The following is a 20,642-nucleotide window of genomic DNA, read 5'->3' as shown; positions in this document are numbered from 1 at the left end:
TTACTTTTGGCTTTTGGTTCGTTTATGAGCTTCGAATTTTCCAGAGAATACACAACCACCCGACGTGGGGTACGTGCTGTTTACGGTAGGCCCGATCGCGGGCTAAAACCTTTGTGGTCAATCGTCACCGGGCGGATATTGAAGCGCGGTATGGACATATGGGGCGCGCTTTGTGGTTTAGCGCTAGTGCCTATATTGCTGCTCGTTGCCATTGGCATTAAATTGGATACGCCAGGGCCTGTGTTCTTTTGCCAGCGTCGTCTCGGCCGAAACGGAAAATTGATCACCATATACAAATTCCGCACCATGTTTTACGGGCAGGGCGATATGCTTGGCCTTGAGCAAACCCAATATGACGACCCTAGAGTTACCCCGTTTGGTCGGCTCCTCCGACGTACAAATATTGACGAATTGCCCCAACTCTGGAACGTTTTGATGGGCGAGATGTCTTTGGTTGGCCCCAGATGTCATGTGCCGAATATGCGGGTTGTCGATGCACTTTATGAAGATGTCGTGCCAAATTATCATAACAGGCATCGCGTTTTACCCGGGATTACAGGTCTAGCGCAGGTTAGAAAACTGCGTGGTCCAACGCTCAATTACTCGATGGCCAAACGTCGAATTGAGGCTGACCTAGAGTATATTCAAAACCAAAGTGTTTTGTTGGATATCAAAATTCTATGTCGAACGATCTGGCAAGAATTGCGACAGGGCAGTGGCAGCTAACGACCAATTTGGTCGGCGGATGGCGAGGGATATTGGGTGAAGCCCACGCGTGATGAAGCGCAACGCGTCCACACATGCCTGCCGATCAGCGCTAGCCAATCGAGTGTCTTCGATTTAAAAGACCGCTATGGTGAGTATTTATGTGGATGGCGATGCCTGTCCGGTCAAAAGTGAAATTATCCGCGTTGCCGAACGGCATAACGTGAAAACGTTCATCGTGTCCAATGGTGGTCTGCGACCATCCCGTGACCCAATGATCCAACACGTCATTGTGCCCCATGGCGCCGACGTGGCCGACGATTGGATCGCCGAAAATATTCAAGCGAACGATATCGCCATCACTTCAGATATTCCGCTGGCACAAAGGTGTTTGGACAAAAAGGCCCGTGTAATGGGCCCAACCGGCAAACCGTTTACCGATGCAAATATTGGCATGGCCATCGCCATGCGCGGCCTTAAACAGGATTTGCGCGAGTCGGGCGAGATCAAAGGTTACAATCCCGGTTTCACCAAGGCAGATCGATCCAACTTTTTGCAAGTGTTGGATCGATTTCTCAGCCAGTCTTAGCGCACGCGTTTTTCGGTTTTCGCGTCAAACAACATCATGTTTTCTGCCTCAAAGGAAACAGACACTTTTGTGCCAATTTCCAAAACATCCTCATCCGCATTTGTTTCAACAATGATACGTTCGCCGGTTCCTGCATCCAAATAGACGTAGGTCACTCCACCCAAATGCTCGACAAGGTTTACGGATAAATCCGAACCTGTTGGGTCGATGGTTAAATGTTGGGGACGAACGCCGACTGAAATATCAGTTCCGGCTTTCGAAAGGTCCGCACTGGTACTCACTTGCCGGTCGCCAAAGGCTGGAATTTTTACAGCTTTACTTGCAACAGTCGCATTGAGGAAGTTCATGCCCGGCGAGCCAATAAATCCAGCAACAAACTTGTTGTCCGGGTCTTTATAAAGCTTCATCGGGGAGCCAACTTGCTCAACAATTCCGGCGCGCAGCACAACGATTTTGTCGGCCAATGTCATGGCTTCAACTTGATCGTGGGTCACATAAATCATGGTTGCGCCAATTTCTTTGTGCAACCGCGCCAATTCTACCCGCATTTCAACCCGGAGTTCCGCATCAAGGTTAGACAAAGGTTCATCAAACAAAAACACCTCAGGCCCGCGAACAATTGCGCGACCAATGGCCACCCGCTGGCGTTGTCCACCAGACAAAGCCTTGGGCTTGCGATCCAAATAATCGTCGAGTTTTAGGATTTGTGATGCATCCCTGACCTTTTGTTTGATGACGTCTTTTTCCACGCCATTCATTTTTAAGCCGAAGCCCATGTTTTGTTCAACGGTCATGTGGGGGTAAAGTGCGTAGGTCTGAAACACCATCGCAATGCCGCGTTCCGCCGGATCGGCATGTGTTACGTCACGGTCACCAATTTGGATGGTGCCGCCTGTGGTTTCTTCCAAACCAGCGATCATGCGCAACAATGTGGATTTGCCACAACCAGATGGGCCCACAAAAACGCAAAATTCGCCGTCTTCAACATCAAGATCGACGCCGTGAATAACCTGAACGCTCTCATATTTCTTTATTGCATTTGATATCTTTACACCGGACATTTTATTCCCCCCTCGGGCGTGACAAATTTAGTGGTTTGGGAACTGCCAATTCTCAGACGCAGTTGCGATTTCTTTTGCCGCTTTTTTCATTTGCGGCGCATATTCTTGAAGTTGATCAAGTGTGGTTCTGTTGGTGGTGCTGGTGACGGACATGCCGCCAAGTACGCGGCCCGACGGGGCAAGAATGGGTACTGCAATGCAGATAATGTTGGGCTCATGCTCTTCGCGGTCAAACGACATGCCAGATTTTTTGATTTCAGCCAATTCTGCCAACAGTTGCTCAGAACCTGTGATGGTTTTGTCGGTGAACGCATAGAATGCTTGTTGTGCTAGCGCCTTTTCCTGCTCATTCTTGTCCAAGAACGCCAGCATGGCTTTGCCAACCCCGGTGCAATAACCCGGCCCGACTTTGCCTGCTTGGCTGAACATTTGAATAGGCCGCGTAGAATCACGCTTGTCCACATATAGCGCTTGCCCATTGTCGAGCTGCGCGAGGTGGATCGTTTGTCCTAACTCTGTTGAAAGCCTGTCGATGGACGGTTTTGCAATGGGCGCTAAAGATGATTGCTGCCATGCTGAATGCGCTAGCCTAACCAAACGCACGCCAGGGGCATATGTTTGGTGATCAGGGTTGTAGTCTAACATGCCCTGGCTCGTTAGCGTTTGCATCAAGCGGTAAAGGGTTGCCTTGGGATGGCGGCTGTTGCTGAGTATGTCGTTGAAGCGGATAGGGCGACCAAAGGCGGCGACGTCATCCAGTATTTCCAACGCCTTACCTACCGTGCCGTCTTTGTTTGCTTGGCTACTCATTTTCGCTCCACGCCCCTCTATTGTCGTTTTTTGGCAATTTAATCCAACGACCCTGTTGACAACAATAGGTTTAACGAACAATAATTTCAATAGTTAAAACCAAGTTTCATATGTTGGAACCAATCGGGAGGAAAAACTCATGAAACGACTACTAGGACGCGGTGTAACCGCACTGCTTGCGGCGACAATGATGTCGGCAACGGCTTTCGCAGGGGATCTTGTCATCAATTTTGATGATTTGAACCCTGGTCCAAAAAAAGGCTTCGATGATGCGGTTGCGCAATTCCAAGCTGAAAACCCTGACATTAATGTCATCGTCAACAACAACGATCGCGAAGCGCACAAAACTGCTATTCGTAATTTCCTAACCGCTGATGCGCCTGACGTAACGTCATGGTATCCGGGTAACCGTATGGCTCCATTCGTGGATGCTGGCTTGTTCACACCGGTAACTGATCTATGGGAAGAGCAAGGCTTCAATGAAGACCTAGCAGCGATCAAGCCAACCATGACTCGTGATGGCGAGATCTGGGGCGTGCCTTATTCGTACTACCAGTGGGGCGTTTATTACCGCAAAGATCTTTTCGATCTGCTAAAAATCGAAGAGCCGCAAACATGGAGCGAATTGCTCGCAGCTTGTTCTGTGATGAAAGAAAACAACGTTACGCCTTTCACCATTGGTACTAAGTTCCTTTGGACTGCGGCTGGCGTGTTTGACTACATTAACTTGCGCACCAACGGTTACGACGTTCATAACGCTCTAACGGCTGGTGAAATCAAATACACAGATCCAAAAATCGTTAAAACCTTTGAAAACTGGAAACAGTTGATTGAGGAATGTGGCTTTGTGGATAACCACGCGTCGATGAGCTGGCAGGATGCAATTGCACCTTTCGCCAATGGCGATGCTGCAATGTATGTAATGGGTAACTTCTCAGTAGATGGCTATAAAAATGCTGGTCTAACTGAAGATCAAATTGATTATTTCAAGTTCCCAGAAATCACACCTGGCTTGCCTCGTGCTGAAGAAGCGCCTGCGGATGCATTCTTCATTCCTACCAATGCCAAAAACAAAGAAGATGCACGCAAGTTCTTAGCTTTTGTTGCCCGCCCTGACGTTCAGTCAAAGTGGAATTCAACAATTGGCCAGCTGCCGATCAACTCAAAAGCTGAAGTTGGTGACGACAAGTTCATCAAAGAAGGTTTTGAAACCGTATCAACAGCTGCCGGTCTTGCTCAGTTCTATGACCGTGACGCACCTGCTGCAATGGCGAAAGCTGGCATGGAAGGTTTCCAAGAGTTCATGCTTGATACCTCCAAAATGATGGCCATTCTTGAGCGTCTCGACGAAGTTCAAGCTGACGTCTACAAATAAATAAATCGATGGTGGGTGCTTTTGGTGCCCACCGTCATTCCACGAGTTTGGCTTTTGGGGAGATGAGGCATGGCTGTCACTGATAACACGCAAACGGTATCACGAGCATCCTGGCTCGCCCGAAATAAGCTCAACATCGCGCCCTGGCTATTCCTCGTGCCGGCGCTTATCTACTTCGCGATCTATGTTGTTATTCCAATCTTTGAATCCATCTGGCTTTCATTCTACGAGTGGAACGGCCTTTACCTTGCAGACGGCACATCAACAGCAGCTTGGGTTGGGTTCGATAATTACATTAAACTCTGGTCAGACCCCAAATTCTGGACATCGCTCAAAAACAACGTTTTGTGGCTTGTGCTGTTCATGTTGGCTGTGCCTGTGGGGCTTTTTATTGCGCTGTTTCTCAACCAAGAAACGCTGGGTATGCGGCTTTATAAGTCGCTTTTCTTTTTCCCCTTTGTTATTTCCCAAGTTGTTGTTGGTCTAATTTTTGGCTGGTTCTATAACCCCGATTTTGGTGTTGTTGGCTCCATCTGGAAAGCCCTTTACTGCGAAGAGACCCTCAATCTGCTTGGCAACGTCACCTATCGGTGCGCGCAGACCCCACCAGACATTCTTTCAAGCGCAGAGTTTGCCACATACGGCATCATCGCGGCGGGGCTATGGCCCCAGATCGCCTATTGCATGATCCTGTACCTTACGGGCCTTAACAATGTTGCAGCTGATCAAATCGAAGCTGGCCGTTTAGACGGCGCTAAGGGCTGGAAAATGCTTTGGTACATCGTGTTGCCCCAATTACGCCCGGCGACCTTTATCGCGGTCGTGGTAACGGTAATCGGTGCGCTCCGTTCATTTGACATGATCGCCATTATGACCCAAGGCGGCCCGTTCGGGTCCACCAATGTGTTGGCCTATTACATGTATGAAACTGCGATTTCTGAATATGGCGAGCGCTATGGTTATGGCTCTGCAATCGCAACGGTGCTGTTCGTCATCATGCTCTTTTACATTAGCTACTTCTTGTGGCGGATGTACCAAGACGAAAAGGGAGGTCACTGATATGTTTCCGCGTTCCATTAAAAGTTCGGGTCCTGTCGCACTGTTCAGCTATCAGGTGATCGTTCCTATCGCGCTGTTCATCTGGCTTTTGCCTCTAATCGCCATTTTCATGACGTCAATCCGTCCAGCTGCAGACATCAACACTGGCAACGTTTTTGGCATTCCTTCGCGTATTGCGCTGATCGAAAACTATATCGCGGTTTTCACCCAGTCCGCTGCGTTGCAATATCTAACAAATTCGTTCCTAATCACCATTCCGTCGGTCATCATTTCCGTCGCGCTTTCCTGTCTTGCAGGCTATGCGTTGGCCATCTACCGTTTTCGTGTAGCTCTGCCATTGTTCTTTCTGTTCGTCGCTGGCAATTTTGTGCCTTATCAAATTTTGATGGTGCCGGTGCGCGATATGTCTGTGCAATCCGGCCTTTACGACACCATTCAAGGCCAAGTGCTATTCCATGGCGCGTTTCAAACCGGATTTTGCACGCTCTTCATGCGTAACTTCATCAAGGCGTTGCCGTTCGATCTCATTGAAAGTGCGCGCATTGAAGGCGTCAAAGAATGGCAGATTTTTTGGCACGTCGTGTTGCCACTTGTGCGCCCCGCGATCGCCGCGCTTTCGGTGCTCATTTTCACATTCGTATGGAACGATTTCTTCTGGGCAAATGTGCTCACTCAAGGCGAAAGCGTTAAACCCATCACCGCCGGGGTGAGGGCGCTTAACGGACAATTTGTGAACAATTGGCATTTGGTTTCAGCCGCCTCAATTATGGCGGCGATGCCTCCTGTGGCAATGTTCTTCTTGATGCAAAAACACTTCATCACAGGACTGACCTTAGGTGCAGTTAAATAGGTACAACATGACTAAAAAAATCGCCTTTATTGGTGCAGGCTCGACGATATTCATGAAAAATATCATCGGCGATGCGCTGCACTATTCATCGCTCAATGACGCCCACATCGGCTTGATGGATATCGATCAGACCCGTCTTGATGAGTCTGCGCTTGTCGCTCGCAAAATGATCTCCTCAATGAAGGTTAGCGCGACGGTTACGACCCATTTGAACCAACGCGAAGCATTGGTTGACGCGGATTTTGTTGTCGTTGCCTTCCAAATTGGTGGTTACGATCCATGTACAATTACAGACTTTGAAATCCCCAAGAAACACGGCCTGCGCCAAACCATAGCCGATACGCTTGGCATTGGCGGCATTATGCGCGGTCTGCGCACTGTGCCCCACCTTTGGGCCATCTGCGAAGATATGCGCGCGGTTTGCCCCGATGCGCTGATGCTCAATTATGTAAATCCGATGGCGATCAATATGTGGGCCATCGCCGCCAAATATCCCGACATCAAACACGTTGGCTTGTGCCATTCAGTGCAGGGCACAGCTAAAGAACTGGCAACCGATTTGGGCGTAGACCATCAAAAGTTGCGCTATCGATGTGCAGGTATCAACCACATGGCCTATTACCTGAACTTTGAGGAACGCCTGCCTGATGGTAGCTATCGCGACCTTTATCCCGCATTGCGAAGTGGTTACGCGAATGGTTCGTTGAAACCGAAAACCAACCCGCATACACCGCGTTGTCCCAATCTCGTTCGCTATGAAATGCTAACCCGCGTTGGCTATTTCGTCACCGAAAGCTCGGAACATTTCTCGGAATATACGCCATATTTCATCAAAAATGGCCGAGATGATTTGATCGAGCGGTTCGGCATTCCGCTGGACGAATATCCAAAACGCTGCATCGAACAAGTTCAAGACTGGAAAGCACAAGCCGCAGAATTTGCCGAGGCGAAAACAATCGAAGTCTGCAAGTCGCACGAATATGCGGCAACCATCATGAATTCAATTGCCACGGGCGAACCTGCTGTGATTTACGGCAATGTGGCCAATAGTGGCTATATCCCCCAATTGCCTGATGGCTGCGCAGTTGAAGTGCCATGTCTGGTGGATGCGAACGGTATTCAGCCCACGGTCGTAAATGATATTCCGCCCCAACTGATCGCCCTTATGCGCACCAATGTGAATGTGCAGGAATTGACAGTCGCGGCCTTGCTCAATGAAAATGTGGATCATGTCTATCACGCCGCAATGCTCGACCCACATACGGCGGCAGAACTTGATCTAGATACAATTTGGGCGATGACGGGTGAACTGTTAGAAGCCCACAAAGATTGGCTGCCCGAATGGCTGTCAAACAATGTTTCAAAGAAAGACTTTGCGTGACCGATAAGAAAAACCGTCGCTCTCAAGCTTGGTACGGCAAAAAAGATAAAGACGGATTTATCCATCGCTCATGGATGAAAAATCAGGGTTTTCCGGATCACGTTTTTGACGGGCGACCGATTATTGGTATTTGCAACACATGGTCAGAACTTACACCCTGCAATTCGGGATTGCGGGTGTTGGCTGAGGCGGTGAAACGAGGCGTTTGGGAGGCCGGTGGTTTCCCAGTTGAGTTTCCCGTCATGAGCCTTGGCGAAACCCAAATGAAGCCGACCGCCATGTTGTTCCGTAACTTGTTGGCGATGGACGTCGAAGAGAGCATTAGGGCGTACGGCATTGATGGCGTGGTGCTTTTAGGCGGTTGCGACAAAACAACGCCGGGCCAATTGATGGGCGCAGCGTCGGTCGATTTGCCCACCATCGTGGTGTCGTCTGGCCCCATGCTCAACGGTAAATTCAAGGGCGAAGATATCGGTTCTGGTACAGACGTTTGGAAATTTTCCGAAGCGGTTCGTGCAGGCGATATGACCTTGAAGGATTTCATGAACGCTGAGAGCGGTATGAGCCGATCTGCTGGTGTTTGCATGACGATGGGCACAGCCTCCACCATGGCGTCAATTGTCGAAGCCATGGGCATGTGTTTGCCCACCAACGCTGCATTGCCTGCAGTTGATGCGCGACGTACAGCCCTCGCGCACCTTACCGGCAAGCGCATTGTTGAGATGGTTGAAGAAGATTTGATCATGTCCAAAGTGGTCACCAAAGCCAGTTTTGAGAACGCGATTTTGGCCAACGCGGCCGTTGGCGGTTCCACAAATGCCGTCGTGCATTTGCTGGCCATGGCAGGACGGGTTGGCATTGATTTGAATTTGCAAGATTTTGAATTGGGTAGTGAAGTGCCGTTGCTCGTCAACTGCATGCCATCGGGCAAATATCTGATGGAAGATTTTTGCTATGCCGGCGGCATGCCGGTTGTGCTCAAAGAACTTGGCGAAATGCTTCGCCCTGCCAATACGGTTCTAAACAAAGACATTTCAACCTTCACGGAAGGTGCTGAATGTTTCAATCGCGACGTCATTTATGCCTATGATCAACCGTTAAAACCAGCTGCGGGCCTACGTGTTTTGCGCGGTAACCTCGCGCCAAACGGGGCGATTGTAAAACCTTCTGCAGCAACCGATGAGTTGCTTGAACATGAAGCAGATGCCTATGTTTTCGAAAGCATCGAAGATTTAAAAGCCAATATTGATCGCCCGGACTTGCCCGTCACCAAAGACACGATTTTGGTCCTCAAAGGCTGCGGCCCTAAAGGATATCCGGGCATGCCAGAAGTGGGCAATATGCCAATTCCACAAGTTTTGGTGGAAAAAGGCGTTAGAGACATGGTGCGCATTTCAGATGCGCGCATGTCGGGTACGGCTTTCGGTACAGTTATTTTGCATGTCAGCCCCGAGGCGCAAGCAGGCGGCAATTTGGCTTTGGTCAAAACCGGTGACAGAATAAAAGTCAGCGCATCCAAGGGCAAATTGGAGCTGCTGGTCAGCGATGAAGATCTCGCGCAGCGCCGCAAAGACTGGCAACCAGACCAGCCTCACTACGAGCGCGGTTATGCTAAGCTGTATATTGATCATGTTTTGCAGGCCGATAAGGGCGCAGACCTTGACTTTTTGGTTGGTAAGGATACACGGCCAGTTACACGGGAGAGCCACTAATGAGCGAAAATGTAACGTTTCACGATCTTAAAGGTCAAAGCGTATTCATCACGGGCGGCGGCTCAGGAATCGGCGCTTCACTTACCGAAGGGTTCTTGCAGCAAGGCGCCAACGTCGCTTTCGTTCAGCGCTCAGACGCATCTGACTTCGCCACCGAAATGGGCGAGAAATACGGCAATAAGCCCTTTTTTCTTGAGTGCGATATCACGGATATCCCAAAGCTAAGATTTGCCATCAAACAGGCCGTGAAAACCCATGGGCCAATCACTGTAATGGTCAATAATGCCGCCAACGATAAACGGCACGACATGGACGGCTATACTGTTGAAGAATGGGACATGGCGATGGATGTAAATCTGCGCCCTCATTATTTCACTGCTCAAGCGGTTGTGGACGGGATGAAGGAAGCCGGTGGTGGCTCAATCATCAATTTCTCCTCAATCTCTTATATGATGGGTGGCGCTGGATACGCGTCTTATATTGCGGCAAAGGCTGGTATTACGGGGCTAACGCGCGCTTTGGCCCGAGAGTTGGGGCCAGACAAAATCCGCGTGAACGCCTTAATGCCAGGTTGGGTGCTCACCCAAAAACAACTTGATATGTGGGCGACACCTGAGGGTCTGGCCGCCCACTTAGAGCGCCAATGTTTAAAAGAGCATTTGGAGCCAGACGATATCGTAGACGCAACGCTGTTCTTAGCGTCAAAAACCAGCCGCATGATGACAGGCCAAGCCATGGTTGTTGATGGCGGTGTGGTCGTAACAGGGTAATCAAAATGAACAATAAGATTGAATGGATTGCTCTTGACTGGGGCACAACGCATTTTCGGGCTTGGGCCATGGGGCCAGGCGGTCAAATCTTGGATCACGTCAAAAGTGATCAAGGCATGGGCAGCCTCAAGCAAGACCAGTTTGAACCGGTTTTCATCCAACAAATCGAGCCTTGGCTTGCTGGGCGCACAAACCCGCTCATCGCATTTGCTTGCGGTATGGTTGGGGCCAAACAGGGGTGGATTGAAGCTGCATATCTGAGCACTCCGTGTACGCCGCCACGCAATCAACAATTGGTTGAAGCACCAACGGCTGATCCGCGCGTGCAAGTGCTAATTGTGCCGGGTCTTTCACAAGATAAACCAGCAGACGTCATGCGCGGCGAAGAAACTCAAATTGCTGGGTTTTTAGCCAGCATGCCAACATTTAGCGGTGTGGTCTGTCTTCCCGGCACCCATTCGAAATGGGCAACAGTTGAAAACGGCACGGTCAAGCATTTTACCACCTTTATGACGGGCGAACTTTTTGGTCTTTTGTCCAAAAACTCGGTGTTGCGTCATTCGGTTGGCGGTCGTGGTTGGGACAGTTCAGCCTTTATCGGTGGGGTTAAACTTTCCATGGAGACGCCCGAACAGATGGGCCAAGAGCTTTTCGCGATCAGGCCACAATCCATGCTGCACGATTTGCCCGCAAACGAAGCGCGCGCTCGTTTGTCAGGTTTGCTGATCGGGATGGAATTGCGGGCAACCGAACATTTATGGTCATCAAATGATGTGTGCATCATCGGTGATCCAAAATTGGCCGAGCACTACAATAGAGCGCTTGGGTTCTACAATTGTCAGCCAACAATTGCGGATGGCGATATGATGACGTTGGGCGGATTGCACGCCGTGGCCGTTTCCGCACTGGAACAAGCATCATGAACCACCGTAAAGTAATCGCCATTTTGCGCGGCATTCAACCGCACGAAGCCGTTGAAATTACGCGTGAAATCATCGATGCAGGCATCACCATGATCGAGGTGCCGCTCAATTCGCCACAGGCGTTTAAAAGCATCGCTGCCATGCGACAAGCCTTTGATCAGCAAGCCATCATTGGCGCGGGAACGGTTCTGAGCGTTGAAAATGTCGCCGAGCTCGCCGCGAATAATGGTCAATTTGTCGTTTCGCCGGATTGCAATGTTGACGTCATCAAAGCCACCAAAACCGCAGGTATGCAGTCATTCCCTGGTGTCTTTACCGCCAGCGAGTGCTTCGCCGCCATTCATGCAGGTGCAGATGCGCTTAAACTGTTTCCAGCAAGTGTGCTGGGCACATCAGGGCTGAAGGCATTGCGCGCTGTTTTGCCAGCACAAATCGACGCCTATGCAGTTGGCGGTGCGGGTCCGGATAATTTTGATGAATGGAAATCATCAGGTGCAAACGGATTTGGTATCGGCACCGCGATCTATAAGCCGGGCGATAATGCATCCACGGTTCGCCAAAAAGCGGATAAAATTGTGAAAGCCTACGACGCGGTATTTGCGAATGAAGATTGAAACTTTTGACGATACAAAGTGCAGTTTGGGCGAGGGGCCATTGTGGCACCCGAAAAGAGGCGAGTTTTTCTGGTTCGATATTATTGAAAAACAGCTTTTGAGACGTTTCGAGACTAAAACGGTACAAACCCAGTTTAATCGACATGTTTCCGCCGCCGGATGGCTGGATCAGGACAATTTGCTGATTGCCGACGAATTTGGCCTGTTCAAATTTGATTTGAACAATGGCGACCAAACCCGTATTGCCGATATCGAAAAAGACAATGCGATCACCCGCTCCAATGATGGACGAGCTGACCCGTTTGGCGGGTTTTGGATCGGTACGATGGGCAAAAAAGCAGAGCCAGCTGCCGGAGCAATTTATCGCTACTATCGTGGTGAAGTCCGCCAACTGTTTGGAAATATTGATATTCCAAACTCGATCTGCTTTTCACCCAACAAACAAACAGCCTATTTCTCCGACACAGTGACCAAGAAAATCATGCAGGTCGCACTAGACCAAAATGAAGGTTGGCCGATGGGCGAGCCCTCCATATTTGTAGATTTAGCAGCAGAAGAATTGAACCCGGATGGCTCGGTTGTCGATGCTAATGGCAATCTTTGGAACGCACAATGGGGCGCGGGACGCGTCGCACAATATTCTGAAAATGGTTCGTTTTTGTCAGAAATCAAACTTCCAGCGAGCCAAATCACTTGCCCAGCTTTTTGCGGCGAAAATTTAGACAAAATGCACATCACATCCGCAAAAGTCGACTTGGAAAAAGAAGAACCCCAAGCGGGTGAAACCTTCCTTGTTGATATTGGCATTAAGGGCCAACAAGAACATCAGGTCATTTTGTAAACATGGTCAAACGCGCACTCGGCACTTGTTATTACCCTGAACACTGGCCCCGCGAACAGTGGCCAGAAGATGCCCAGCGTATGGCCAAGTTGGGCTTGCAATGGGTGCGCATAGGCGAATTTGCATGGAGCCGCATTGAACCGGCATACGGCGAATTCGATTGGCAGTGGCTAGACGAGGCCATTGAGGTGCTCGGAAAAGCGGGCCTCAAGGTTGTTCTGGGAACCCCCACCGCCACGCCACCACGTTGGATGATCGACCGCCATCCGGACATGGTCGCGGTCGACGAGCAGGGCAATCCGCGCAAGTTTGGTTCCCGCCGCCATTATTGTTTTTCCCATCTTGGTTTTCAGGCCGAAAGCCAACGGATTACTGAAATGTTCGCCAAACGTTATGGGCTGAACAAGCACGTTGTGGCGTGGCAAACTGACAATGAATATGGCTGCCACGACACCGTGATTTCATATTCGCCCCCCGCTCAGCAGGCATTTCGGGCTTGGTGCGAGGCGAAATACAAAACAATTCAAGCGCTTAACGAAGCTTGGGGTAACGTGTTTTGGTCGATGGAATACTCGTCGTTCGAACAAATTGACTTGCCGAACTTAACGGTGACGGAAGCCAATCCGGCCCATCGTATGGCGTTTCGGCGCTTTTCTTCCGACCAAGTTGTGCAGTTTAACCGTCAGCAAGTGGATATCATCCGCCAATATACAGATGCACCCGTTGCTCACAATTACATGGGACGCATTACCGAATTTGATCATTTCGACGTTGGTGATGATTTAGACATTGCTAGCTGGGACAGCTATCCGCTGGGTTTCTTGGAAGACCGAATTGTTGCTGATGATCAGTTTAAGCATGATCATGCACGGCAAGGTCACCCAGACTTTCAAGCGTTTCACCATGATCTATATCGTGCAGTCGGCAAGGGACGCTGGTGGGTGATGGAACAGCAACCCGGGCCGGTGAACTGGGCACCATACAATCCGGCTCCGTTGCGGGGTATGGTTCGACTGTGGACATGGGAAGCTTTCGCCCATGGAGCAGAAAATGTGGTTTATTTCCGCTGGCGACAAGCCCCATTTGCACAGGAACAAATGCATTCTGGTTTGTTGCGCCCCGATAGCGAAACGGCTCCAGCGTTCGACGAAGCGGCGCAAGTTGTTCGCGAGTTGAATGATTTGGGGGACGATGATCATGTCCAATCGGACGTGGCGCTGGTTTTTGATTATCAGAGTAATTGGGCGACAGATATTCAGCCTCAAGGCAAAGATTGCCATTATTTTGATTTGGTATTTGACCATTATTGCGCGCTTCGAAAACTTGGGCTCTCAGTTGATATTTTGCCGCCGACCTGCGCTGATCTTTCGGCCTACAAATTGGTTCTGATCCCCGGTTTGACAACACTTAGCGATCCATTGCGTCAAGCTATCAAGAACTTTGACGGCACGGTGCTGGCCGGTCCACGCACCAATGCTAAAACCTCTGAGTTTGCAATTCCCACGCCATTACCGCCCAATTTACCGGGGCTGAATTGCACGATTGAATATGTTGAAAGCCTTCGGAGCACGATAAGCATCGAACTTGAAAATGGCGGCGCTCTTGGTAAATGGCGTGAGGAAATTTCGGGCGAATTTAACGTTGTTGAGAAGACACTTAAAGGTGTCCCTGCCGTTGTTGAACAAAACAACATGATCTATGTAGCCGCGTGGCTGGACCAATCCGCACTTGGTCGGGTACTCGGTCAAATTTGCGCACAAAATCAGATCGAAACTGAAATTATGCCAGCCAGCGTGCGGCGACGCGATACACGCACACAGCACTTCTATTTCAATTATGGTGCAACGGCTCAAGAGATCGCGGGCCAAACAATTGAACCCGCAGGCGTGTTTTGGAAACCTAAAAGCTCGACCTAAAATCTATTTCATCGGCTTGAATTCTCTGATAGTGCCTTTGGGGAGATATTTTTCAGATCGAGAGTTCAAAATGACCGAGCAAAAAGCAAATCCAGTCCTCGCCGAATATATTCGCGGCAACATGATTGAGAACCGGCATCGCGGTGCTTTTTGTGTGGTTGATCAAAATGGCGCGATTGTAGGCAGTGCAGGGGACGTCAATGCGTTGATCTACCCTCGGTCTGCCATTAAGTCCTTGCAAGCACTTGCTCTTTTTCAAAGCGGCGCGGTTGAGAAATTCAACTTAAATGATCAGGATTTAGCACTAGCGTGTTCGTCCCATCTAGGTGAGCAATTCCACGTTGATGGGGTTTTGCGTTTTCTGGAGAAAATCGGTGCAACCAGTGCTGATTTAGAATGTGGCGCCCACGCGCCGATGAACAAGATTGCGCGGACGGCCCTTCGTGCCACAGGTGCGCAGCCTTCTGCTTTGCATAATAATTGTTCGGGGAAACACACCGGCATGTTGGCGGTCGCCAAAGCCCTTGGGGTAAGTTCGGTCGGCTATATTGAACGAGATCACCCGGTGCAAGTGCTGGTGCGCGAGTGCGTTGAGCGCGTTCTAGGCGTTGAACTGACGCCTGATCATTGTGGACGTGATGGGTGCTCCATCCCAACTTGGGGTGCGCCATTGGTCAGTTTTGCACAGGCTTTTGCAAAGATGTCGTCAGGCTCAAATGATCTTCCAGCAATCTACGCGAACGCGGGCGATCGTTTGTTTAAAGCGGCAGCGACAAATGCCGAACTTGTGGCCGGAACTGGTGGGTTCGATACCGATGCAATGAATGTTTTTGCGGGCGACTTAATGCTAAAAGTTGGCGCAGCAGGGGTGTTTTGTGGCGCTTTACGCGGCCGCAATTTGGGGTTTGCCCTAAAGTGTGATGACGGCAATATGGCTGCGGCCCATGCAATTGTTGCAGGCTTACTGAGTGCCATTGGCGGCCACCCAGATGCTATTCAGCAAGTCTTGGCAACGAAGACAGCTCAACCAGAGAAAAACTGGCGCGGCTTTGAAGTTGGTCAGTTGCAGTCAGCTACCGCAATCGCGAGTTACTTCTAGTCTATATCGACTACCCAATCTGGTTATTATCAACGCTCAGAAATGGGTATTTTTGCGCGTTCTTTTGTAGGTCCATTTCAACAAAATCATCCCAACGGGCGCCGACGATCGCGCCGCGCCGTGCGTTGTTGATGAGGTTGCTCTTCACTTGAGCAGCACCAACGCCATCAGCTACAGAAACGTAAACGCCAACGTCAACATCCCGGATCAGATTGTCCGTAATGCTGATATTGCGCATATAGGGCCCCCAACCAGCAGCAATGCCGGCACCGGGTACATTTTCAATAACATTTCCATCCACCGCAACATCGGCTTCCACCCCAATACCAACCGGCACAGTATCCGGGTTCGTCGGACTGGATTTCCAAATGTTTCGGATAATATTGCCCGAACAAACCGCCAAATGGCCGCCATCGTTCCAATTGGTGATGGATATGCCTTGCGCGGCTTCATCAATGATGTTTTGGGCGACGACGGAACCTGCAAAGTCGAACTCCGAGAAAATAGCAACTTCGGAAAGGTTGCGACAATTATTGCCGATGATCTGACAATTTGTTGTGCCATTCGCCCGAATTGCCGAAAAAGCGCAATCGGAGATCACATTGTTGCTAACGATAACATCCGCTGCGCGGAACACATTGATACCATTGCCATTTTGGCCGTTGCCGCCATTGCGCCAATCAATATTTTTAATGTGATTGTTGGTGACGATTGTTCCATCGTGGCTTTTGTCGCTGCGCCAAACCAAAATGCCGTTATTGCCACAGCCATCAACGTGGTTGTCGGTGATGGTGAGTTCGCTCGCATCCATCGACATGATCGCGGCGTTTGCCATCGAACCAAATTCGTTGCCCGCAATGGTGCCGTCAGAGCCATAAAGATTTATGCCATGCATTGCAGCATTTTCGAAGCGGCAGTTCTTGACGACTAAACCGCTGCAATTTGTAAAATCCAACAGGCCAAAACTCTCGCCAGTGCTGGTGCCGCCGGGTCCAGAGAAAACGATATTCTCAACGCTGATGTCGCGCGCACTATTGCTGGTTAAAACTGGTGCTTCGCCAACTGAACGTAAAATTGTGCGCCCATTCGCGCCCAAAATACCCACATTTGAAGGGATCTGCACGTCGCTTACATTATATTCGCCTGCAGGCAAAAAGACCGTTTGGCCTTGTTGGCTTGCTCGCGCCAAAATGTCACCCAACACCGTGGATTGATCACCGCTAGCATTTGGCACAAGGCCCAATTCGCTCGCATCAATTGCCCCAAATTGAGCAAATGCGTTGCTGTTCGAAACCATGGTTGCAGCTGATGCCGCGCCGAAAAAGTGAAAAAACTTGCGTCGGGTAAACATGATAGAAGAATCCCATTCTCATTTGAATGGAAATTGATCATCAAATAGCGCGAGTTGCAATCAATGCTTGTTATTGGCGTTAACGCTGACCCTTCGATTGAGGGCCCTAATTCTCTTGAAGGCGAACAGCTGTACCTGAGCAGGTGACCATCAGCATAGAGCCTCTCGCGCCCACGGTTTCGTAATCCAAGGTAATGCCGACCACAGCGTCTGCGCCCATCATGCGTGCGCGATCAGTCATTTCTTCTAGGGCAGCTTTTCTGGATTTTGAAAGAGTTTCTTCGTAAGCACCGGAACGGCCACCAATATAGTCAGTCACAGTCGCCATTATGTCGCGAATAATGTTCGCGCCCAAAATGGTTTCGCCCATCACAAGTCCCAAATATTCCGTGATCTCTAAGCCTTGTAGTGTGTCGGTTGTCGTCGTTAACATGGTGCCCCCAGTTTCAAATGCCCCTTGCAGATAGGTCAGAATTGTCCGGTTTCCAAGTGGGTGATGACAATAGTTCTGTTTAAAACAGTTTTGATGACCACAAATTGCGCAAAATCTATTGAGATTGATCAAGGGAGCGTCTTATATAGCGCGTGAGGAAATGCAAAGGGCCACAATGGAACGATTTGTTGACGGTACGGTTTATCTGGGGACCAGCACCAGGGGTGAATATCTCAATCTTAAACTGGCGAACCGGCATGGTCTAATCACCGGGGCCACCGGGACAGGTAAAACCGTGAGCTTGCAAATCATGGCCGAGGGCTTTTCGCGAGCTGGTGTGCCTGTTTTTTGCGCTGACGTAAAAGGCGATTTGTCCGGCATCGCTGTAGCCGGTGAACCCAAAGATTTTCTCGAAAACCGTGCGTCAGACATTGGTTTTAAGGACTATGTTTACGAGAGTTTCCCGACCATTTTTTGGGATTTGTTCGGCAAGCAAGGTCATCCGATCCGCGCAACCATTTCCGATATGGGCCCATTGTTATTATCGCGGCTGCTTGATCTTTCAGATGTGCAAGAAGGTGTGCTCAATATTGCATTTGCGCTGGCTGATGATGAGGGACTGTTGCTGCTAGATTTGCGGGACTTACGTTCGCTTTTGGTCGAGATCGATGAGCGATCAGACGAAATATCAAAGACCTATGGTCGTGTTTCTCGCTCATCAATTGGTGCGATACAGCGTTCGCTTCTTGTGTTGGAGCAGCAGGGCGCGGAAAACTTCTTCGGCGAGCGCGCCTTAGATATCAAAGACATAATGCGCATCGATGAGGATGGGCGCGGGTTTGTATCTGTACTGGCCGCTGATCAACTTATGCAATCTCCACGGCTTTACGCGACATTTTTGCTTTGGCTTTTGTCGGAATTGTTTGAAGAATTGCCAGAAGTTGGCAACCCTGAAAAACCGCATTTGGTGTTCTTTTTCGATGAAGCACATTTGTTGTTCGACGATGCGCCAAAAGCGCTGCTGAACAAGGTCGAACAGGTTGTAAAGCTGGTGCGCTCCAAGGGCGTCGGCGTTTATTTCGTGACCCAAAATCCGCTGGATATTCCTGATCCTGTTTTGGCCCAGTTGGGTAACCGCGTACAACATGCCCTGCGGGCCTATACGCCACGCGAACAAAAAGCAGTTCGAACTGCCGCAGAAACATTTCGCCCAAATCCTGATTTTGATACCGAGGAAGTCATCACTCAACTTGGTGTTGGTGAGGCTTTGGTGTCGACACTGGAAAAAAAAGGTGTCCCCTCAATTGTTGGGCGCACCATGATGCGTCCCCCATCATCGCGATTGGGGCCAATAACGGTAAAAGAACGCAAGGCGATTTTGCGTGCTAGCCCGATGGCTGATCTCTATGATGAAACGATAGACAGAGAATCCGCCTCAGAAGTGCTTGAAGAACGCGCAGAAAAACGCCAGCGCGAAGAAGAAAAACAGCGAGAACGCGAAGAGCGAGAACGTGAAGACAGGGGCCGGATGCGGCGACCGCGTTCTGGTTATGAAGATAGTTATCGCGACGATCGCCCCACAAAGCGTTCGCGATCTAAAACCCGCCGCTCTCGTCGGCAAACGTCAACAGAATCAGCTATCAATAGCTTTGCCCGTACCGTTGCCCGCCAGTTGGGTAATCAGTTGGTGCGCGGCATTCTTGGTAGTCTCAAACGCGGTCGGTAATTTAAATTGTTCAATCTTAAATCCAAAACAAAACTGGCCAAGCTGCAGCACATTGAAGACCCTGTAGGGTTTTTGGCGCCTCGCGGCCGTGCAACCCAACAAATTCACGTTGAAGAAGCCCATAGCTGTGGCGAGTTTCTCTCGGATAAAGGCACAACGATTGTTTGCACAAATCCTGAGGGCGAAGTCGGTGTAGCGCTTGTAACCGGCGCGTTGTCAACCGGGGGTACAGTCACAATATATGGCGAAGAACAAGCCGGGATGGCGAATGCACCCGAAGGCGCGCAATTTGTTAGTGCGGGTGGCGAGGCTGAGAAAGATGTTTTGGCGCAAATTGGCCATTTTTGGGTAATGCCGCCGGTAATGGCTGATCTGGATCGATACCTTACGACGTGGATTGCGTCCGGGTTTAGACCCTTAGTTTGTATTTCCCCAAGAGATGAATTTTTGCTGTTGCGTGGCTTTGTTCAGGAAATAGTTTCAGTTGGAAACCCAATGGCCGCTGAGCGTTTGATTTTCGCGCGTAGTGAAGCTGAGGGATGGGAAAAACTGTCCGAATTGCTGGCGAATTAGGGCGTTCTAGCTGAGTTCAGGCGACGGGGTCATCTGACGGTTACCAAACAACGGAATGACATTGTCAGCCCACGGTAGATCAGTATCAACTTGCTGGACATTGTAAGTCGACCGGAAGCTTTTTTGCTCTGTTTGCTTGGGAACACGCTTATATTTTGTTGGCAACATCAAGCGAGCGTCAGCGCGTTCGCGAATATAGGCCGGAGACATTGGTTTCACGATAATTTCATCAATGCCCGCAGCGCCAATTGCCTTTTGCATTTTACGATCAATGCCTTGGGTCAGTGCGATGACCTGCATGTTTTCTGTATGCATTTGCGGGTTGCATTTCAAAGCGGCGATCAACACCGGACAGCTCAAATTTGCAAGCTGATAGTCACAAATGAGCAGGTGGATGGGGGCTATCCGCAAATATGATTTCAACGCCGCTTGGCTTTCAAATACACGGATACGCACATCTTCGCAGTCACGCAGAACCATGGACAGAATCGAGCTAAGCGCGCGATTTTGTGCAATGATACCAATAACTTTTAAGTTTCGCACGCCACACCTCTTCGGTTAACAAAGAGTTAACACCGGAGTTGCGCAATGAAAAGCATCAGAGTTTGCTTTCCCCAACTTCTCTTCAAAAATGATGTTTCGTTGTTGCCATTTTCAGGGAAGTAGACGTCCGAATTTTGCCAAAACCGTGTCGTATGAATTTGATCTATGCGTGGGTGGGAAAAGTTGCCACATATTGGCGGACGTCGTGTAGGATAGAAATCAACACCCATTCCCAAAAAGTTAAAACACGAACCAAGGTCGAGATATGAAAGTTAAGCCACAATGACTTCGGAATTTCCAAAATTCCTATT

The 20,642-nt window shown here is 49.8% G+C and carries 20 protein-coding genes; 15 read left to right on the top strand and 5 right to left on the bottom strand.

Annotated features, from left to right (window positions below):
* Window positions 1-24: 24 nt before the first annotated feature.
* Together ACSHWX_RS00325 and ACSHWX_RS00320 are read left to right on the top strand one after the other, a co-directional pair.
* Complete coding sequence (locus ACSHWX_RS00325) at window positions 25-726, top strand: sugar transferase (RefSeq protein ID WP_435666174.1); 702 nt, start codon at window positions 25-27, stop codon at window positions 724-726.
* 127 nt (window positions 727-853) lie between these two features.
* Window positions 854-1,294 carry a YaiI/YqxD family protein gene (locus ACSHWX_RS00320; protein WP_435666173.1) on the top strand — a complete coding sequence of 147 codons (441 nt, stop codon included), beginning with the start codon at window positions 854-856 and terminating at the stop codon, window positions 1,292-1,294.
* Here ACSHWX_RS00320 and ACSHWX_RS00315 read toward each other — a convergent pair.
* Both ACSHWX_RS00315 and ACSHWX_RS00310 read right to left on the bottom strand, forming a co-directional pair.
* Window positions 1,291-2,355 carry an ABC transporter ATP-binding protein gene (locus tag ACSHWX_RS00315; RefSeq protein ID WP_435666172.1) on the bottom strand — a complete coding sequence of 355 codons (1,065 nt, stop codon included), beginning with the start codon at window positions 2,353-2,355 and terminating at the stop codon, window positions 1,291-1,293. The two genes, ACSHWX_RS00320 and ACSHWX_RS00315, sit on opposite strands and share 4 nt — an antisense overlap.
* Before the next feature lie 27 nt (window positions 2,356-2,382).
* Window positions 2,383-3,165 (bottom strand): IclR family transcriptional regulator, encoded by a 783-nt coding sequence (locus ACSHWX_RS00310; protein ID WP_435666171.1) that lies wholly within the window; start codon window positions 3,163-3,165, stop codon window positions 2,383-2,385.
* A 139-nt stretch (window positions 3,166-3,304) separates the two neighbouring features.
* Between ACSHWX_RS00310 and ACSHWX_RS00305 the strand changes: the two genes are divergently transcribed.
* From ACSHWX_RS00305 to ACSHWX_RS00255, 11 genes are all read left to right on the top strand, one after another.
* On the top strand, window positions 3,305-4,540 hold the full coding sequence (locus ACSHWX_RS00305; protein WP_435666170.1) for an ABC transporter substrate-binding protein: 1,236 nt from the start codon (window positions 3,305-3,307) through the stop codon (window positions 4,538-4,540).
* 69 nt (window positions 4,541-4,609) lie between these two features.
* The gene (locus ACSHWX_RS00300; RefSeq protein ID WP_435666169.1) at window positions 4,610-5,599 is read left to right on the top strand and encodes a carbohydrate ABC transporter permease; all 990 of its coding nucleotides are present in this window, start codon (window positions 4,610-4,612) and stop codon (window positions 5,597-5,599) included.
* Window position 5,600: 1 nt separating this feature from the next.
* Entirely contained in the window at window positions 5,601-6,449 is an 849-nt protein-coding gene (locus ACSHWX_RS00295; RefSeq protein ID WP_435666168.1) for a carbohydrate ABC transporter permease, read from the top strand.
* A gap of 7 nt (window positions 6,450-6,456) precedes the next feature.
* Window positions 6,457-7,830, top strand: a complete 1,374-nt coding sequence (locus ACSHWX_RS00290) for an alpha-glucosidase/alpha-galactosidase (protein WP_435666167.1) — start codon at window positions 6,457-6,459, stop codon at window positions 7,828-7,830.
* Window positions 7,827-9,542, top strand: coding sequence for an IlvD/Edd family dehydratase (locus ACSHWX_RS00285; protein ID WP_435666166.1), 1,716 nt, complete (start codon window positions 7,827-7,829; stop codon window positions 9,540-9,542). The genes ACSHWX_RS00290 and ACSHWX_RS00285 overlap by 4 nt, the downstream gene beginning before the upstream one ends.
* The gene (locus tag ACSHWX_RS00280) at window positions 9,542-10,312 is read left to right on the top strand and encodes an SDR family NAD(P)-dependent oxidoreductase (RefSeq protein ID WP_435666165.1); all 771 of its coding nucleotides are present in this window, start codon (window positions 9,542-9,544) and stop codon (window positions 10,310-10,312) included. Before ACSHWX_RS00285 ends, ACSHWX_RS00280 begins: the two co-directional genes overlap by 1 nt.
* A 5-nt stretch (window positions 10,313-10,317) precedes the next feature.
* The gene (locus ACSHWX_RS00275; protein ID WP_435666164.1) at window positions 10,318-11,235 is read left to right on the top strand and encodes a 2-dehydro-3-deoxygalactonokinase; all 918 of its coding nucleotides are present in this window, start codon (window positions 10,318-10,320) and stop codon (window positions 11,233-11,235) included.
* The gene (locus tag ACSHWX_RS00270) at window positions 11,232-11,849 is read left to right on the top strand and encodes a 2-dehydro-3-deoxy-6-phosphogalactonate aldolase (RefSeq protein WP_435666163.1); all 618 of its coding nucleotides are present in this window, start codon (window positions 11,232-11,234) and stop codon (window positions 11,847-11,849) included. The genes ACSHWX_RS00275 and ACSHWX_RS00270 overlap by 4 nt, the downstream gene beginning before the upstream one ends.
* Window positions 11,839-12,690 (top strand): SMP-30/gluconolactonase/LRE family protein, encoded by an 852-nt coding sequence (locus tag ACSHWX_RS00265; protein ID WP_435666162.1) that lies wholly within the window; start codon window positions 11,839-11,841, stop codon window positions 12,688-12,690. The genes ACSHWX_RS00270 and ACSHWX_RS00265 overlap by 11 nt, the downstream gene beginning before the upstream one ends.
* Before the next feature lie 2 nt (window positions 12,691-12,692).
* On the top strand, window positions 12,693-14,606 hold the full coding sequence (locus ACSHWX_RS00260) for a beta-galactosidase (RefSeq protein ID WP_435666161.1): 1,914 nt from the start codon (window positions 12,693-12,695) through the stop codon (window positions 14,604-14,606).
* Between the two features lie 70 nt (window positions 14,607-14,676).
* A complete protein-coding gene (locus tag ACSHWX_RS00255) occupies window positions 14,677-15,705 on the top strand; it encodes an asparaginase (protein WP_435666160.1) in 1,029 nt (342 codons plus the stop codon).
* Between the two features lie 10 nt (window positions 15,706-15,715).
* Here ACSHWX_RS00255 and ACSHWX_RS00250 read toward each other — a convergent pair whose 3' ends face one another.
* Complete coding sequence (locus tag ACSHWX_RS00250) at window positions 15,716-17,056, bottom strand: TIGR03808 family TAT-translocated repetitive protein (protein ID WP_435666159.1); 1,341 nt, start codon at window positions 17,054-17,056, stop codon at window positions 15,716-15,718.
* A gap of 106 nt (window positions 17,057-17,162) precedes the next feature.
* The gene (locus ACSHWX_RS00245) at window positions 17,163-17,489 is read right to left on the bottom strand and encodes a YbjQ family protein (protein ID WP_435666158.1); all 327 of its coding nucleotides are present in this window, start codon (window positions 17,487-17,489) and stop codon (window positions 17,163-17,165) included.
* Between the two features lie 175 nt (window positions 17,490-17,664).
* Between ACSHWX_RS00245 and ACSHWX_RS00240 the strand changes: the two genes are divergently transcribed.
* Both ACSHWX_RS00240 and ACSHWX_RS00235 read left to right on the top strand, forming a co-directional pair.
* Window positions 17,665-19,215 carry a helicase HerA-like domain-containing protein gene (locus ACSHWX_RS00240; RefSeq protein WP_435666157.1) on the top strand — a complete coding sequence of 517 codons (1,551 nt, stop codon included), beginning with the start codon at window positions 17,665-17,667 and terminating at the stop codon, window positions 19,213-19,215.
* A 6-nt stretch (window positions 19,216-19,221) separates the two neighbouring features.
* Window positions 19,222-19,788, top strand: a complete 567-nt coding sequence (locus ACSHWX_RS00235; protein WP_435666156.1) for a hypothetical protein — start codon at window positions 19,222-19,224, stop codon at window positions 19,786-19,788.
* Window positions 19,789-19,794: 6 nt separating this feature from the next.
* On the opposite strand, the gene ACSHWX_RS00230 is transcribed toward ACSHWX_RS00235, so the two are convergent.
* A complete protein-coding gene (locus ACSHWX_RS00230; RefSeq protein WP_435666155.1) occupies window positions 19,795-20,331 on the bottom strand; it encodes a response regulator in 537 nt (178 codons plus the stop codon).
* Window positions 20,332-20,642 lie beyond the last annotated feature (311 nt).

This window comes from Maritalea sp. (assembly GCF_051251695.1).
GTDB lineage: Bacteria > Pseudomonadota > Alphaproteobacteria > Rhizobiales > Devosiaceae > Maritalea.
Note: the sequence above shows the minus strand (reverse complement) of the source record. Positions and strands in the feature narration are given on the sequence as shown.